We start from the raw sequence: 15,038 nt of genomic DNA, 5'->3' as shown, positions 1-15,038 counted from the left end.
TGGCCGGTCGTGGCCGGCTCGTCGAGACGGCCCGGCGGGGCCCCAGCGCCGCCCGGCGGTGGGGCCCTTCGTCGGCTGTCAGCCGCTCCAGCACGCCAGGGCGGGCCGCTCGGCGTCGTGCAGCAGGCCGATCAGGGAGCTGCGGGCGCGGGCGACGCGGGAGCGGACCGTGCCCACCGGGCAGCCGCTGACCAGGGCCGCCTCGGCGTAGGGCAGGCCCAGCAACTGCGTGAGGACGAAGGCCTCACGGCGCTCCTCGGGGAGCGTCGCCAGCAGCTCGGCGAGGGCGATGCCGTCGTCGAAACCGGGGAGGTTGCGGTGCTGGGCGCGTTCGGCGGCGGACTGCCAGTCGTCCGTGTCCGCGAGCCGCGGGCGGGCGGCGGTGTGGCGGAGGCTGTCGATCACCGCCCGGCGGGCTATCGAGAGCAGCCAGGTGCGGGCCGACGAGCGGCCCTCGAAACGGTGCAGGCTGCCCAGCGCCCTGAGGAAGGTGTCCTGGGTCAGATCGTCGGCGGCCTGCGGGTCGGCGCTGAGGTAGGCGACGTACCGGCGGACGTCGCGTTGGAGGGCGCGTACGAACTGCTCGACGGCCAGGGGGTCGCCGCCGCGGGCGGCGAGCGCCCACGCCGTGATCGCGTCGTCGTGCGGATGGGCGGTTCTGGTACATCGGGGCGTGGTCGGCCGGGGCATGGTCGGCCGGGGCATGGTCGAGGGCAGGGCAGCGTTCATCGCCTGGTGTCCTTCTCGGGAATCCGGTGGAACCGGTGAGTCGTACGGCCGCGCGAAGGCGCGACCGGAGCCCGGACCGCCGAGGTGTGAACCCCATGGCGCGGCCGGGGAGCCGGCTGTCAGCTGACAGCGGTCTCCGCGGGCGGACCCCGAGTGGTGAGAGCGTGAACGAGCAGCAGCTGCCTGGGCGTACGCACACGAGGGACGCGACGGACGCGGATGCGCGGGCGGCCGGGCAGCACGGGGGCGATGACCGGCAGACGCAACGGTGCGGACAGCCACCCTGCGACGGCGCGCAGGATCCGGAACACCGCCCGCTCGCCGTACCCGAGCCAGAGGCCGCTGAGGAGCGCGGCCAGCAGGTGGGCGGCGAGCATTCCGGAAGAGGAGGTCGGTGAGGTCGGTGGCAACGGCATGGCGCTCATGCCGTCCATGGCGTGCATCGCACCCATGTCGTGCGCCATCGAGGGCGCTGTGCCGTGGCCGTGCGTCGACGGTGACGGCTGCGCCAGCGAGAACGCGGTGTGCAGTGCCGCCTGCATGGCCATCGTGATCGCCACGACCGGGAGCAGACCGCGCTCCCGCTCGGTCACGCACCACCCCGCCCCGCCGCTCACGCCCGCCCCGGCCGCCAGCGCCCACCAGGGAACGCCCGTCTGCGACATCAGTACGTGGCCCAGGGCTGCGAGCAGCACACAGACAGCCGCGAACACCGCAGCCCGTACCGCGCGCACACCCCGTCCAGCACTCATGGCGGGCTCATCCTTGCATCCGGCTCGGGGACTTCAAGGGTGGGTACGCAACTTCCCGAGCGAGGCTCGAGGAACGGCGGGTGATTCAAGCCACAGAAATTCGCGGGAACTTGGCGGCTGCCGCGAACGACTCCTGGCACGGCCCGGGTGACCTCCGGGGGCGGCCAGGAAACGGAGACGCAGCGGTGGGGACAGCGGAGCAGCAAGGGGCGGCCGCAACTGGTGTGCCCCGCCCGACGGATGGCCCGACGGATGGTCCGAAGCGTGGACCGACCCGTACCTCGACGGCGCTGCTGACCTGTGCCATGGCCTTCTCCATGATGCAGCTGTTCCTGCTCGGAGCGCTCGGCCCACGGCTCGTGGACGAGCTCGACGTGTCGCCGACCCTGCTGGGTCTGACCACGACCATCGGCTTCGGCGCGGCCGCCGTGCTTTCGCCGGTCGGCGGCCGAGTCGTCGACCGGGTGGGCCCGCGCCGCTGTCTGGTCGCGCTGCTGCTGGTCTCCGCCGTGGCACTCGGGCTGATCGGTTCCGCGCCCGGCATCGGGCTGCTGCTGGCGGCGGTCGCGCTCGGGGGGCTGCCGCAGGCGCTCGCCAACCCGGCCACCAACAAGGCGATCCTGGCCACCGTGCCGCCCGAGCGGCGCGGCTCGGTGACCGGGATGAAGCAGTCCGGCGTGCAACTCGGGGCCTTCGCCGCCGGGCTGCCGCTCGCGGCGCTGGCCGGGGTCGCGGGGTGGCGCGTCGCGGTGTGGACGGCGGCGGGGGCGGCGGTCGTGGCGGCGGTGTGGGCGGCGCGGGTGCTGCCCGTGGACGCCGGATCCGGCGCCGGTCGGCTGTCGCCGAAGCCGGGCCAGGGGTCCGGACGGCGCGCCTCGCTGGTGCCGCGAGGTGCGATCGCCTGGCTCGCCGTCTTCTCGCTGCTGCTCGGCTGCGGTATCGCGTCCGTCAACACGTACCTGGCGCTGTACGGCGCTCAGCGGCTCGGCCTCGGCCCCACGGCCGCCGGTGCGCTCGTGGCCGTACTCGGCATCGCGGGCGTCGCGGGCCGCGTCGGCTGGTCGAAGGTGTCCGGGCAGCCCGGTCGTGCGGTCTGGCTGCCGGGCGGCCTGGCCGCGGGCTCCGTCGGTGCGGCGCTGCTTCTCGCGGGCGCGTCCTTCGTGCACCCGCTGGCATGGGTCGCGGCGGTCGCCGTCGGCGTCTTCGCGGTCGCCGCCAACGCGGTGTCGATGGTGCTGGTCATGCAGCGCGCGGCGGCGGGGCGGGCGGGAACGGACTCGGCGCTGGTGTCGGCGGGGTTCTTCGCCGGATTCGCCGTCGGACCGCCGCTGTTCGGCCTGCTGGCGGAGTCCGGGCACTACGGACCCGGGTGGCTGCTGGTCGCCGGTGAGTTCGCGGGCGCGTGTGCGGTGGCGCTGTGCTGGGCCGTACGGGACGGGCGCGAGGTGCGCGCATGAGTGCGCCGGTGTGGGCCGGGCCGGCCCTGGCCAGAGTTCTCGAACGGATCGCGGTCACCCGGACCGAAGTCGGCGACCGTTTCCCGCTGTTCGCAGATCCGGAGTCCGGGAGCTGGACGACGACCCGGCGCGGTTCCTGGACCGGCGGATTCTGGGCCGGGCTGCTGTGGCTGCGGGCGCTCCACTCCGGTGACGCATCGGACCGGCGGGCCGCGGCCGGGTGCACCGCACGGCTCACCGACTGGGTGGACACCGACACCGCCGCCCGCGGGCTGATCCTCTGGTACGGCACCGCCCTCGCGGACGACGCCGGATCCGTGGCGCTGCGAGAGCGCGCGGCACGCGCCTGCCTGGATGCGTACGACCATGAACTCGGCCTGGTTCCTTGGGGTTCCGCCTTCGGCGGCCCCCGGCTCACGGCGCTCGTGGACGGCGCACCGGGCATGGTGCCACTGCTCGCGTCGGTGAACGTGAAAGCGGCCGAATCCCATCTGCGCACGCATCTGGAACTCGGCGCGCCCGGGTGGAGCCGTGGCCGTGCCTGGTTGCTGCTCGCGGTGGCGGACGCGCCGCGGTGCCTGGATGTGCCCGATCTTCTTGCTGCGGCGGCGGAGTTGACGCCCACGTCACGTGTTCCGCTCGCCATCGAGGAGCGTCCCGACGGGCCGCTCGACACGTCCGCCGCGGCCATCAATGCGGTCGCGCTGCTCAAACTCGGGCAGCGCGACCGTGCCACCGCGGTGCTGGAGGAGCTGGTACGCGTACATCTGGCGGACGGCGGCGCACTGCTGGACGGCTGCTACGACCTTGGCAGCGGCACCGCCACCCGGCACGAGCTGGTGTGGGGCGACTTCTTCCTCGCCTTCGGTCTCGCGGTGCTGACGGGGCTCGTCGACGCCCACGCAGCCTAGGACGTACGCAGTACCCGCCGTGCCACCGAGGTGATGTGCAGTTCGTCCGGGCCGTCCAGAATCCGCGCAGTCCGGCCCGTGCGGAAGAGCGCGGGCAGCGGAGTGTCGGGCCCGAGACCGGCCGCGCCGTGCACCTGGATCGCCGCGTCCGCGACCTGCTGGAGCATCCGGGCCGTCGCCACCTTCGCCAGGCCCACCTCCACATGCGCGTCCCGTCCGGCATCGAGGTGCGCCACCGCCTCGTACACCAGCGGGCGCGTCGTACGCAGGGCGAGCAGCGACTCGAAGATATGGCGCTGGACGAGCTGGAGGTCGCCCAGCGGCCCGCGCGAGCGGGTGCGAGTGAGGGACCGCTCGCGCATCAGCTCGAAGGCGCGCCTCGCCTGGCCGAGCCAGCGCAGACAGCGGAGGGTGCGGCCGAGCTGCAGCCGTTCGCCGGCGATCGCCAGGGCGTTGCCGCGCTCGCCGAGCAGATGGTCGCCGGGCACCGCCACCTCGTCCAGCGCGATCTCCCACTGGCCGCCCGCTCCCAGCACGGGAAGTTCGCGCACCACGCGAAAGCCCGGCGCGTCCGCGGCGACGAGCAGCAGGGAAAGACCTTCGCGGTCGGGCGGTGCGCCGTCCGTGCGGGCGAGGACGGTCACCAGATCGGCGTCCGCGGCCGCGCTGGTGAACCATTTGCGGCCGCTGACCGTCCAGTTGCCGTCGTCGGACAGCGTCGCCGCGGTCTCGCTGAGGAAGGGGTCGGTACCGGGGGTTTCGGGTTCCGTCATCGCGTACGAGGTGCGCAGCTCCCCGGCGACCAGCCGCTTCAGACAGAGCTCCCGCACCTGGGCGCTTCCGTGCCGCCGCAGCATCAGCACATCCAGCAGGGGCGCGGAGCCGAGCGCGGCAGGACCGTGGTCGCTGGCGCCCTCGGCCTCGGCGACATGTGCGTACGACAGGAGTGGCAGCCCATGGCCGCCGAGTTCGACCGGGAGGGGCAGCGCCCACAGGCCCTGGTCCCTGGCCTCCCGCTGAAGGCCGCGCAGGGCGGCCGACGCCTCCGGGCCGCCGCGGTCGAGCACCGGCTCCCGGGGCATCACTCGTCGCCGTACGAAGTCCGCGACCCGGTCCCTCAACTCCCGTACATCGGACGGACATTCGGGATGCCCGGCCACCGCCTGCGTTTCGCCCTGCACCACTTTCCTCCGGCCTCCCGGGAACCCATGGGAACGACTGTCCGACTGCCTCTCACACGGAACTGTCGGGTGCGAGCGCTCCCGGGTTCCCACCGCTTCAGGAGGGGAGAGGCATGGCATCACCAGCAACCACGCGCACAGTCCGGCCATTGGACGGGCTGCGGGCGGAGGCCGCGGGGCCGCCGGACGGTCCGGGAGCCGGGCTCGTGGCCGAGCATCTGCGGCTGCTGGGCGCCGGAACGGATCACGCCGAGGGGTCCCCTTTCGTCGTCGAAGGGGCCGGATTCGCTCCTCTCGTCGCCCGGACGGCATGGGCGGATGCGGGCGCCGACCTCACCGACGAGGCCACCGTGCAGGCCGCCACCGGGATCATGGCCGTGCACGGGCGGCGCGACGGCGGGCCGCGCGGCATCGCCGCCGACTACGCCGCGACCGCCACCGGCGTACTGACCGTGCAGGGAGTGCTCGCGGGCCTGCTGGCCCAGGCGCGCGGCGGGCAGGTCGCACAGGTGTCGACCAGCGCGAGCCGGGCGGGGCTGCTGACCGTCTCGCAGTATCTGGCCGCAGCCGGCGCCGACGAGGACGAGGCGGCCGAACTTGCCCCGGGCGGGCCGCCCTTCACCTCCGCAGACGGGACCGTCTTCGAACTGGAGACGCTGGATCCGGGGGCGTGGGCGGCGTTCTGGCGGGTGCTCGGTGCTCCGGAGAAGGCGGTACGGGCGGGCTGGCGGCCCTTCCAGTTCCGGTACGCCACGGCCTGCGCGCCGTTCCCCGAGGCCCTGCACGTCACGATCCGGCGCATGGAGTGGGAGCGGATCAGGTACGCGGCCGAGGTCTCCGGCGCGCAGGTGTGCCCCCTGCGGTCCCTGTCCGATCGAGGCATCCCCGATGCGCCCCCGTGGAGCCTGGTCCCGTACGAAGCGACGTACCCATCGGGCGCCACCCAGGGCGGGCCGCCGCTCGCCGGGCTGACCGTCCTGGAGGCCGGGCGGCGCATCCAGGCACCGCTCGCCGCCCATCTGCTGGGACTGCTCGGCGCCGAGATCGTCCGGATCGAACCGCCGGGCGGCGACCCCCTGCGCGGCGTGCCGCCCGCCTGCTCCGGAATCTCCGCGCGCTGGCTCGCCCTCAACCGGGGCAAGAAGGCCGTCGAGGTCGACATCAAGTCCGACGCCGACCGGCGGCGGCTGCGCGAGATGGTGGCCGGAGCGGATGTCTTCCTGCACAACTGGGCCCCGGGGAAAGCCGCCGAACTCGGCCTGGACCACGAGCACCTGGCTGTCGTCAATCCCGCGCTCGTCTACGCCTACACCAGCGGCTGGGCGGACCGGCTGCCCGGCGCCCCCATGGGGACCGACTTCATGGTGCAGGCCCGCACCGGCGTCGGCGAGGCCGTCCGGCCGGCCGGTGAGCCGCCCGCCCCCTCGCTGATGACCCTGCTCGATGTGCTGGGCGGGTTGCTCGGCACGGAAGCCGTGCTGGCCGGGCTGCTGCTGCGGGAGCGCACCGGTCACGGCGTACGGGTCGACTCGTCCCTGCTCGGCGCGGCCGATGTCCTCACCGCGCCCGCGCTCCGCCGTCTCGCACACGGCGGGGACGCGCGCCGGCCCGCCAGCTTCCGCCGCCCCCTGCCCACCGCGGACGGCTGGATCGCGGCCACCGACACCTGCGCGCCCGCTGCCGCCGCCTACGACCTGCGCGGGCTCCCCACCGTGGAGGCCCTGGCGCAGCTGCGCACACACGGCCTGTCCGCGACCCGCGTCACGGCCGACCTGGCCGACCTGCACCACGACCCGCGCTTCGGCGGCTCGATCAGCCGCGACGCGCACGGTGCCACTGCCGTTCCCGACCCCTGGAGCTTTCTGTGACCGTCGCACTGCACGACCTGCTGCCCGCCGAACTGCGCCGTTCCTGGACCGTCGACGGCACCTGCCCCGACCTCGACGTCTACAGCCTCTTCCGGGCCCGCCAGATCGCCGATCTGCATCGCACCGCGGTGATCGACGCCAAGGGGAAGCTCTGTTACACGGCCCTCGACCGCAAGGTGCGATGTCTGGCCGCCGGCCTCACCGCGCTGGGCATACGCCCCGGCGAAGTGGTCGGCGTACAACTGCCCGGTGGGCGCAACGCCGTCATCGCCGATCTCGCGCTGGCCGCGATCGGCGCTGTGGCACTGCCCTTCCCGGTCGGCCGGGGCGGGCGCGAGGCGGCCTCGCTGCTGGGCAGATCCGAGGCGGTCGCCGTGATCGCCGCCATCGAGCACCGGGGCTGCCGGCACGCCGCCGCTCTGTTCGAGCTCGTGGGTGAACTGCCCGCGCTGCGTACGGTGATCGCTGCCGGGGCCGGCACGGCGCCCGAAGGGTCCCTGCCGCTCTCCCAGCTGCTGCGTACCGACGCGAGCGCCTTCGTGCCGGCCCGCCCGGACCCCGATTCCGCCGTACGCATCCTGGTCTCGTCGGGCTCCGAGGCCGAGCCCAAGATGATCGCGTACTCGCACAACGCGCTGGCCGGGGGCCGCGGCAACGTCCTGGCATCCCTGATGAAGGACGGGCAGCCGCCGCGCTGCCTCTTCCTGGTCCCGCTCGCCTCCGCCTTCGGCAGCAACGGCACCGCGGTCGCGCTCGCCCGGCACGGCGGAACCCTGGTGCTGCTCGACCACTTCACGCCCGCGGCCGCCCTGGACGCCATCGCCGAGCACGCGCCGACGCATGTGCTGGGCGTGCCGACGATGATCCGGATGATGCTCGACCACCTGGCCGAGCAGCCGCGCGAACTGCCGCCGCCGACCGCGCTGGTGCTGGGCGGCCAAGTCCTCGACGCAGCCACCGCGGAAGAGGCGCGCCGCGCCTTCGGCTGCCCGGTCGTCAACCTGTACGGGTCGGCGGACGGCGTCAACTGCCATACGGGGCTCGGCGATCGGCCCACGCCCGTGGAGGGGCCCGGGGTGCTCGCGGGACACCCGGACCCGCGGGTCGCGGACATCCGTATCACCGTCCCCGGCAGCCACGAGCCGGCGGAGGCACCCGCCGGCGCGGTCGGTGAGATCGTCGCCCGCGGCCCGATGACGCCGCTGTGCTACGTGGGTGCGCCCGAGCTCGACGCCCGCTACCGCACCGCCGACGGCTGGGTGCGTACGGGAGATCTCGGCATCCTGGGGGAGGACGGCGCGCTGCGGGTGGTGGGCCGGCTGAAGGACGTGGTGATCCGCGGGGGCGCGAACATCAGCCCGGCCGAGGTCGAGATCGAACTGGCCGCGCATCCGGGGGTACGGGACGTGGTCTGCGTCGGCGTCCCCGATGCGCTGATGGGGGAGCGGCTTGCCGCCTGCGTGGTCGCGCGGGACGGGCATGTCCCGCCGACGCTGGACGAACTGTGCGCCCACCTCGACGCGCGGGGTCTGGAACGCCGCAAGCACCCGGAGCGGCTGCTGGTGATGACCTCGGTGCCGCTGACTCCCGCGGGCAAACCGGACCGCGCGGCGCTTCGGGAACGGAGTGCACTGTCGAGCCCGTCCGGCGTGTGAGGACGGCCAGTGCGTGGGGCCGCCCGGGCGGCCCCACGCCGGCTCAGGCGTCGCCCATCGCCGCCCTCACCGCAGCCGCCGCAGCGCGGTACACCGGAAGCAGATCCAGGTCATCACCCGGATAGTTGACGATCTTCACCTGCTTCGCGCCCGAGTCCGGCAGCACCGTTCCCGTCGACATATGCGCGTTGTCCAGCACCAGCGCCGGCTTCTTCGCCGACAGCTCGGACAGCTGCTTCGCGGTCACCGCCTCGGGCCCGTACGTCCCGACCACCTGCGCGCCCGCCAGCTTCGCCGACCACGCGGTGAAGACCTGGGTGACGACGGACGGGGCCTTGCCGCCCGGCCATGCGGCCTTCAGCTCCCGCTGCAGCGTCGCGTACTGCGTGCCGAAGGCCTTCTGCCAGCTCGCCGCCGCGTCCGCCGTGCCGAACAGCTTGCCCAGCCGGGCGACTTCGGCCGTGGCCTTGCCGGCGTCGTTGTCGAGGTTCACCTCGACGAGTTCGGCGTCGGAGCCCGCGGCCTCCTTGATCTTCTCGGCGTACGGCTCGAAGGGCGCGTAGAGGACGAAGTCGGCGTCGGCGACCGCGGCGAGGTCCGAGGGCTTGGGGTCGTAGTCGGGCGCGTGCTGCACCGACTTGGGGACGATCACCTTCACGTCCTTCGCGCCCGCCGCCTTGGCGAAGGCGCCCTCCCAGGTCGTGGTGGCCACGACCACCGGCGCCCCGTCGTGCGCGTGCCCGCCGTCGCCGGACTTGGCGTCCGAGCTGCCGCAGCCCGCGGTCAGGAGCAGTACGGCGGTCAGTGGTGCGAAGAGGCTTGCGAGGCGGACGCGGTTGCGCGCCATGGGCGGTTTCTCCGTTCGGGTACGAGATGGACGCCGAGGGCCACGGCCCCCGCCGTCAGGACGAGGACCGGGCCTGGCGGCAGGTCCAGCCAGAGGGCGACGAGGAAGCCGGTCGCATTGACCGCGACGCCGATGGTGACGGCCCACAGGGTGATCGACTTCAGTGAGGAGCCCAGGCGGCGCGCGGCCAGCGCGGGCAGCAGGGTCAGCGCGTCGACGAGCAGCGCGCCGGTCAGCTTGATCGCGCCGGCGACCGCCACCGCGACCAGGACGAGCAGGATCAGGGTGAGCCGTTCGACCTGCACGCCTGAGCAGAGGGCGAGTTCGCGGTCGTACAGCAGCAGGGCGATGTCCCGCCGCCGCCACCGGAACAGGGCCGGGACCAGGACGGCGAGCGCCCCGAGCAGCCACAGATCGGCGGTGGTGACCGAGAGGATCGACCCCCACAGCAGGGCGAACGCGCCCGCGGCATTGACGCCCGAGACCGCGAGCACCAGCAGCGCCGCCGCGATCGCCAGGCTCATCAGGAGGCCCATCGCGCCGGAGAGTCCGTCCGGTGTGCGGGCCAGCGGCGCGACTCCGGCGCCCGCCAGCGCGCACGCGAGAAGCGCACACAGCATGGGGTCGAGGCCGGTCAGCAGCCCGACGGCGATTCCCAGCAGGGCCACATGCATCATCGCGAAACGCACCGGCATGATGTCGAGCCCGACGATCACGACGCCGACGATCGGCAGTCCGACGGCGGCCAGCAGCAGGGCCGCGCCGGCCCGTTGTACGGGGACGAGCTGCAGCAGCGCGCCGATGTCGGCGATGGCGAGAGTCATACGGCCTCCCGCAGCCGCCCGGCAGCCATCTCGAGGACCCGCTCGCAGCGGTCGGCGAGCGCCCGGTCGTGCGTCACCACGACCAACGTCACCGGCAGCGACAGCAGCAGGTCGGCCGCCTCCTCCTGACCGGCGAAGTCGAGCGCGGCAGTGGGCTCGTCGGCCAGCAGCACCCCCGCGCCGGCGGCGACACAGCCGACCGCCCGCGCCAGATGCATACGTTGCAGCTGCCCGCCGGACAGAGTGTGCAGCGGCCGGTCGGCCAGCTGCCCCACGCCCAGCTTCCCGGCCGCCTCCAGAGCATCCGCCCGCGCGCCGCTGCTCGTCAGCAACTCCCCTGCCAGCAGCGGAAACCGCCCGGCCGCGGGCTTCTGCGGAATCCAGGCACACACCCGCCGCCGCCAGGCCCACTCGGCGGCGGTGCGGGCCTGCCGCCCGCCGACGCCGATCTCACCGTCCGCCGCGCGGTGCAGGCCGAGCAGGGCCCGTAGCAGCGTGCTCTTGCCGGAGCCGTTGGTGCCGGTCAGCGCCACGTGCTCGCCTGCCGCGACATCGAGATCGACGTCGCTCACGGCATCCACGCGGCCGTGCCGGCAGCCCACCTGGCGCATCCGCACGTCCAGCCCGCCCATTCCACCTCCCGCTTCCACTCCCAGGTCACGGAGGAGGAGTCGGACGGCGGGTGCGGTCAGTTCCCGGGCCGGTCAGGATTGGCTCGGCGCCCCCGGCGGAGGAGTCAGCCACCGGTCCCGGCTCCCCAAAGGTCAGCCACCGGTCCTGGCTCCCGGAAGGGTCAGCCACCGGTCCCGGCTCCCGGAAGGGTCAGCCACCGGCCGGGACCACCACCGCCTGTGTCCGCACCGTGGTCCCGTCCTTGAAGCGCAGGACGAACTCGACCCGCTCGCCGAGCTCCAGCGGGGGCGGAGACTCGACCATCACATCACCCACGGCCGGGGACATCTTCACCTCACCGCCGGCAGGGATCCTCAGCGCGAGCACCTCCACCATCCGGCCCGTCCCGCCGGACTCGACGTCGCGGGCCAGCATGGTCGGCGAGCCGAGCAGAGGTGCCGTGACCGAGACCAGCGTGGCGTCGGAGCCACCGGTGTTGCGCAGGTCGATGTAGGCCACGGTGTCCCGGTTCGCGATCGGCTGGACGAGCCGGGCGCGGGTCACCGTGATCTCTGCCGGGGCCGCGCCGGCCGCGCCGCTCGCCACATAGGCGACGAGCAGGGCGAGCGTCACGACGCAGGCACCAACCGGAACCAGGACGGCCGCCGCCATGGCGTCCCCGGTCCCGTCGGGGTCAGCGGAGGCTGAGGTCATCGGAGCCCCTCCAGGAGCCGGTGGCGCGACGGCCGGGGAGGCCGCCAGGACGTGTCGGCCGGCTGCGCGGTCGGGTCGGTTCGGCGCGCAGCCGCAGAGAGTTGCCGACGACCAGGACAGAACTCGCGGACATCGCGAGCGCCGCGAACATCGGGGTGAGCCAGCCCGTCGCGGCCAGCGGCACGGTGACCGCGTTGTAGCCGAAGGCCCACACGAGATTGGCCCGGATGGTGGCGAGCGTGCGGCGGGTGAGACGGACCGCCGAAACGACCGCGGCCATGTCCTCCCGTACGAGAGTTATGTCGGCGGCTCCGATCGCCGCGTCCGTGCCGCTGCCCATGGCGATGCCGAGATCGGCCGAGGCGAGAGCGGCCGCGTCATTGACCCCGTCGCCGATCACCGCGACCCGGCGTCCCTCGGCACGCAGGGCGGCCACCAGTGCGGACTTGCCCTCGGGGGTGACCTCCGCATGGACCGTACGGATGCTCAGTTCGCGGGCCACCGACCGCGCCGCCGCCTGTCCGTCGCCGGTCACCAGGATCGGCTCGATGCCGAGCCGGGTCAGCTTGGTCACCGCCGCGCGGCTGGACGGCCGCAGGGTGTCCCCGACGGCGAGCAGGGCCACGGGCCGGGAGTCGATCTCGACGACGACCGCCGTGTGCCCGGCCTCCTCGGCGCGGACCAGCCCGGCCCGCAGAGCGTCCGGCAGCGTCCGGCCGGCTCGTGGACGGCGTACGGAGATCTTGTGGCCCTCGACCACGCCGTGCACGCCCTCGCCCGGCACGGCCCGGAAGTCACTCACGCCGGGCAGCCCGTCACCGAACGGCTGCCGGCGCGCGGCGGCCACCACGGCCCGCCCGATGGGGTGTTCGGAGCCGCACTCCACCGCGGCCGCGAGCCGCAGCGCACCCGCGGCACCGGGCGAGTCGTCGGCGACGACCGTCTCGAGAAGCGCCATACGGCCCGTGGTGAGCGTCCCTGTCTTGTCGAAGACCGCCGTGTCGACCCTGCGCAGCCGCTCCAGCGCCCCCGGTTCCTTGATGAGTACGCCGAGCTGCGCGCCGCGGCCCGTAGCCACCAGGAACGCGGTGGGCGTCGCCAGGCCCAGCGCGCACGGGCAGGCCACCACCAGGACGGCGACCGCCGCGGTGACGGCCGCCTCGGGGTCCGCGCCGGCCCCGAGCCAGAAGCCGAGCACGCACGCCGCCACCGTCACGACCGCCGGGACGAACACGCCCGCGATCGCATCGGCGAGCCGCTGGACGCGCGCCTTGCCCGCCTGCGCATCGGTCACCAGCCGGGTGATGCGTGCCAGTTGGGTGTCGGCGCCGACGGCGGTGGCGCGGACGACGAGCAGCCCGCCGGAGTTCACGGCCGCGCCCACCACCCGGAAGCCCGGCCTCACCTCCACCGGAGTCGACTCACCGGTGACCAGGGAGAGGTCCAGCGCGGAACTGCCCTCGGTCACCACACCGTCGGTGGCGACCTTCTCGCCCGGCCGGACCAGGAACTCCTGGCCGGTGCGCAGTTCGGACACCGGGATGCGGCGCCCCTGGGAACTGCCGTCCCCCTTCAACTCGACGTCCTTCGCGCCGAGTTCGGCGAGCGCCCGGAGCGCCGAACCGGTGCCGTGCTTGGCGCGCGCCTCCAGGTAGCGGCCCGTGAGCACGAACAGCGGGACGCCGACCGCGGCCTCCAGATACACATGCGCGGCGCCGCCCTCCGCGCTCGGCACCGGACTGAACGGCATCCGCATGCCGGGGTCGCTCGCGCCGCCGAAGTACAGGGCGTACACGGACCAGAGGTAGGACGCGATCACACCGAGAGAGACCAGGGTGTCCATGGTGGCCGTGGCATGCCGCAGGCCCCGCAGCGCCCTGGTGTGGAAGGGCTGGGAGCTCCAGACGACGACCGGCCCGGCAAGGGTGAAGCAGAGCCACTGCCAGTAGTCGAACTGCAGGGCCGGGACCATCGACAGGACCAGGACCGGCACCGCCAGCAGCGCGGTGATCAGCAGCCGCCCGCGGCTTCCGGCCTGCTCCTCCGCCGTGTCGTCGGACTCCTCCTCGACTGCGGGCGGGGGCAACTGCGCGGTGTATCCCGCCCGTTCCACCGTCGAGACCAGCATGTCAGCGCTCACCTCGGGCGGATGCGCGATGCGGGCGAGACCGGTGGCCAGATTGACCGTGGCGCTCACCCCGTCGAGGCGGTTCAGCTTCTTCTCCACGCGGGCCACGCATGCCGCGCAGGTCATGCCGCCGACCAGCAGGTCCGTCACCGGCTCTCCCCCATGCCGTGCATGCCCGGCATCCCGCCAGGGTCCTCGGGCCCCGGGCTCCCCGGCTCCTCGGTGCGGTGCAGCCCCGGCGCCACCGGGCCGACGGCGCGCCCCACGGCGTACGAGAGGGCCGTCAGGGCGAGCACCAGGAACACGAACCCCAGCAGGGCCGGGGGCACGGGTAGCCGGGAAGTCCTCATGGTCCAATACCGTACGGGGGTACTGCCGCCGGGCGAACCCCCGGGCGCTGTGAGGAAGAACGGCGCCCCGGCCGGGAACCCAGAGGGGTGGCTGCGCGACGACGTGAGGGTTGGCCCGGGCTCACCCGACGGTGGGATGCCCGGCCGGGCGGTTGCTCCCCGTCGAGTCCGCCGCGCGGCCCGCGGCTCAGGCTCACGGCTCAGGCTCACGGCTCACGGCTCACGGCTCACGGCTCACGGCTCACGGCTCACGGCCCAAGAGACCCGATCACGAGGCGAGGATTCGTCCGCACGGCCGGGCTTACTGGCCACCCATCGGCGACCGGGTGATCATCAGGTCATGAGCCCCACGATTCATCTCGCCCAGCAGCCCGAGGCCGACGAACTGCTCGGCCGCAGTCCGCTCGCCGCCCTGATCGGCATGCTGCTCGACCAGCAGGTCCCCATGGAGTGGGCCTTCTCCGGCCCGTACACCATCGCCCAGCGCCTCGGCAGCGACGACCTCGACGCCGCCCAGATCACCGCGTACGACCCCGACGCCTTCGCCGAGCTGTTGAAGCAGAAGCCCGCGGTCCACCGCTATCCCGGGAGCATGGCCAAGCGGGTGCAGCAGCTGTGCCAGTACATCGTCGACGAGTACGACGGCGATGCGAGTGCCATCTGGCGCGATGTGGAGACCGGCGAGGAGCTGCTTGCCCGGCTGAAGGCGCTGCCCGGTTTCGGCGAGCAGAAGGCGAAGATCTTCCTGGCGCTGCTCGGCAAGCAGTTCGGCGTGCAGCCCAAGGGCTGGCGCGAGGCGGCCGGTCCGTACGGCGAGAAGGGCTCGTACCGGTCGGCCGCCGACATCACCGGGCCCGATTCGCTGGCCAAGGTGCGGGCACACAAGCAGGAGATGAAACGCGCCGCGAAGGCGGCCAAAAAGGCCTGAAACTTGGCGTGTTGAAGTGGATGGGTCACGTCCTGGTGTCAATGCGCGTAAATGTGCCGTGAGTTGAGGCACATCTGTTCAC

General features: G+C 73.5%; 14 protein-coding genes. 5 read left to right on the top strand and 9 right to left on the bottom strand.

Features of this window, described 5'->3' with window-relative positions; genetic code table 11:
* Positions 1-78: 78 nt before the first annotated feature.
* On the bottom strand, positions 79-690 hold the full coding sequence (locus ACQEVG_RS00560; RefSeq protein ID WP_432984908.1) for a sigma-70 family RNA polymerase sigma factor: 612 nt from the start codon (positions 688-690) through the stop codon (positions 79-81).
* Between the two features lie 158 nt (positions 691-848).
* The gene (locus tag ACQEVG_RS00555; RefSeq protein WP_432975309.1) at positions 849-1,481 is read right to left on the bottom strand and encodes a hypothetical protein; all 633 of its coding nucleotides are present in this window, start codon (positions 1,479-1,481) and stop codon (positions 849-851) included.
* A gap of 305 nt (positions 1,482-1,786) precedes the next feature.
* Between ACQEVG_RS00555 and ACQEVG_RS00550 the strand changes: the two genes are divergently transcribed.
* Positions 1,787-2,938, top strand: coding sequence for an MFS transporter (locus ACQEVG_RS00550; RefSeq protein ID WP_432984905.1), 1,152 nt, complete (start codon positions 1,787-1,789; stop codon positions 2,936-2,938).
* A complete protein-coding gene (locus ACQEVG_RS00545) occupies positions 2,935-3,849 on the top strand; it encodes a sugar ABC transporter permease (protein WP_432975306.1) in 915 nt (304 codons plus the stop codon). Before ACQEVG_RS00550 ends, ACQEVG_RS00545 begins: the two co-directional genes overlap by 4 nt.
* Here the strand turns inward: ACQEVG_RS00545 and ACQEVG_RS00540 are convergent.
* Positions 3,846-5,030 (bottom strand): acyl-CoA dehydrogenase family protein, encoded by a 1,185-nt coding sequence (locus ACQEVG_RS00540; protein WP_432984902.1) that lies wholly within the window; start codon positions 5,028-5,030, stop codon positions 3,846-3,848. The two genes, ACQEVG_RS00545 and ACQEVG_RS00540, sit on opposite strands and share 4 nt — an antisense overlap.
* A gap of 113 nt (positions 5,031-5,143) precedes the next feature.
* On the opposite strand from ACQEVG_RS00540, the gene ACQEVG_RS00535 reads away from it, so the two are divergent.
* Both ACQEVG_RS00535 and ACQEVG_RS00530 read left to right on the top strand, forming a co-directional pair.
* Positions 5,144-6,898 carry a CoA transferase gene (locus ACQEVG_RS00535; protein WP_432975303.1) on the top strand — a complete coding sequence of 585 codons (1,755 nt, stop codon included), beginning with the start codon at positions 5,144-5,146 and terminating at the stop codon, positions 6,896-6,898.
* The gene (locus ACQEVG_RS00530; RefSeq protein ID WP_432975300.1) at positions 6,895-8,553 is read left to right on the top strand and encodes a class I adenylate-forming enzyme family protein; all 1,659 of its coding nucleotides are present in this window, start codon (positions 6,895-6,897) and stop codon (positions 8,551-8,553) included. The genes ACQEVG_RS00535 and ACQEVG_RS00530 overlap by 4 nt, the downstream gene beginning before the upstream one ends.
* Before the next feature lie 43 nt (positions 8,554-8,596).
* On the opposite strand, the gene ACQEVG_RS00525 is transcribed toward ACQEVG_RS00530, so the two are convergent.
* From ACQEVG_RS00525 to ACQEVG_RS00500, 6 genes are all read right to left on the bottom strand, one after another.
* Complete coding sequence (locus tag ACQEVG_RS00525) at positions 8,597-9,400, bottom strand: metal ABC transporter solute-binding protein, Zn/Mn family (RefSeq protein WP_432975297.1); 804 nt, start codon at positions 9,398-9,400, stop codon at positions 8,597-8,599.
* Positions 9,355-10,224, bottom strand: a complete 870-nt coding sequence (locus tag ACQEVG_RS00520) for a metal ABC transporter permease (RefSeq protein WP_432975294.1) — start codon at positions 10,222-10,224, stop codon at positions 9,355-9,357. Before ACQEVG_RS00520 ends, ACQEVG_RS00525 begins: the two co-directional genes overlap by 46 nt.
* Positions 10,221-10,856, bottom strand: a complete 636-nt coding sequence (locus ACQEVG_RS00515) for a metal ABC transporter ATP-binding protein (RefSeq protein ID WP_432975291.1) — start codon at positions 10,854-10,856, stop codon at positions 10,221-10,223. The genes ACQEVG_RS00520 and ACQEVG_RS00515 overlap by 4 nt, the downstream gene beginning before the upstream one ends.
* A gap of 190 nt (positions 10,857-11,046) precedes the next feature.
* Positions 11,047-11,550 carry a copper chaperone PCu(A)C gene (locus ACQEVG_RS00510; RefSeq protein ID WP_432975288.1) on the bottom strand — a complete coding sequence of 168 codons (504 nt, stop codon included), beginning with the start codon at positions 11,548-11,550 and terminating at the stop codon, positions 11,047-11,049.
* On the bottom strand, positions 11,531-13,804 hold the full coding sequence (locus tag ACQEVG_RS00505) for a heavy metal translocating P-type ATPase (protein ID WP_432984899.1): 2,274 nt from the start codon (positions 13,802-13,804) through the stop codon (positions 11,531-11,533). Before ACQEVG_RS00505 ends, ACQEVG_RS00510 begins: the two co-directional genes overlap by 20 nt.
* A 20-nt stretch (positions 13,805-13,824) precedes the next feature.
* On the bottom strand, positions 13,825-14,028 hold the full coding sequence (locus ACQEVG_RS00500) for a hypothetical protein (RefSeq protein WP_432975285.1): 204 nt from the start codon (positions 14,026-14,028) through the stop codon (positions 13,825-13,827).
* Between the two features lie 340 nt (positions 14,029-14,368).
* On the opposite strand from ACQEVG_RS00500, the gene ACQEVG_RS00495 reads away from it, so the two are divergent.
* The gene (locus ACQEVG_RS00495; RefSeq protein ID WP_432975282.1) at positions 14,369-14,956 is read left to right on the top strand and encodes an HhH-GPD-type base excision DNA repair protein; all 588 of its coding nucleotides are present in this window, start codon (positions 14,369-14,371) and stop codon (positions 14,954-14,956) included.
* The last annotated feature ends 82 nt before the right edge of the window (positions 14,957-15,038 follow it).

The sequence above is a fragment of the Streptomyces sp. CA-135486 genome (assembly GCF_050936555.1).
Classification (GTDB): Bacteria; Actinomycetota; Actinomycetes; order Streptomycetales; family Streptomycetaceae; genus Streptomyces.
The sequence above is the reverse complement of the archived record's forward strand: the minus strand, read 5'-3'. Positions and strand labels throughout refer to the sequence as shown.

What these genes read in the sequence shown, in the direction of transcription:
- ACQEVG_RS00560 (WP_432984908.1), bottom strand. Translation starts at nt 690, where the DNA reads ATGCCCCGGCCGACCACGCCCCGATGTACCAGAACCGCCCATCCGCAC.
- ACQEVG_RS00555 (WP_432975309.1), bottom strand. Translation starts at nt 1,481, where the DNA reads ATGAGTGCTGGACGGGGTGTGCGCGCGGTACGGGCTGCGGTGTTCGCG.
- ACQEVG_RS00550 (WP_432984905.1), top strand. Translation starts at nt 1,787, where the DNA reads ATGGCCTTCTCCATGATGCAGCTGTTCCTGCTCGGAGCGCTCGGCCCA.
- ACQEVG_RS00545 (WP_432975306.1), top strand. Translation starts at nt 2,935, where the DNA reads ATGAGTGCGCCGGTGTGGGCCGGGCCGGCCCTGGCCAGAGTTCTCGAA.
- ACQEVG_RS00535 (WP_432975303.1), top strand. Translation starts at nt 5,144, where the DNA reads ATGGCATCACCAGCAACCACGCGCACAGTCCGGCCATTGGACGGGCTG.
- ACQEVG_RS00525 (WP_432975297.1), bottom strand. Translation starts at nt 9,400, where the DNA reads ATGGCGCGCAACCGCGTCCGCCTCGCAAGCCTCTTCGCACCACTGACC.
- ACQEVG_RS00520 (WP_432975294.1), bottom strand. Translation starts at nt 10,224, where the DNA reads ATGACTCTCGCCATCGCCGACATCGGCGCGCTGCTGCAGCTCGTCCCC.
- ACQEVG_RS00515 (WP_432975291.1), bottom strand. Translation starts at nt 10,856, where the DNA reads ATGGGCGGGCTGGACGTGCGGATGCGCCAGGTGGGCTGCCGGCACGGC.
- ACQEVG_RS00510 (WP_432975288.1), bottom strand. Translation starts at nt 11,550, where the DNA reads ATGACCTCAGCCTCCGCTGACCCCGACGGGACCGGGGACGCCATGGCG.
- ACQEVG_RS00505 (WP_432984899.1), bottom strand. Translation starts at nt 13,804, where the DNA reads ATGACCTGCGCGGCATGCGTGGCCCGCGTGGAGAAGAAGCTGAACCGC.
- ACQEVG_RS00500 (WP_432975285.1), bottom strand. Translation starts at nt 14,028, where the DNA reads ATGAGGACTTCCCGGCTACCCGTGCCCCCGGCCCTGCTGGGGTTCGTG.
- ACQEVG_RS00495 (WP_432975282.1), top strand. Translation starts at nt 14,369, where the DNA reads ATGAGCCCCACGATTCATCTCGCCCAGCAGCCCGAGGCCGACGAACTG.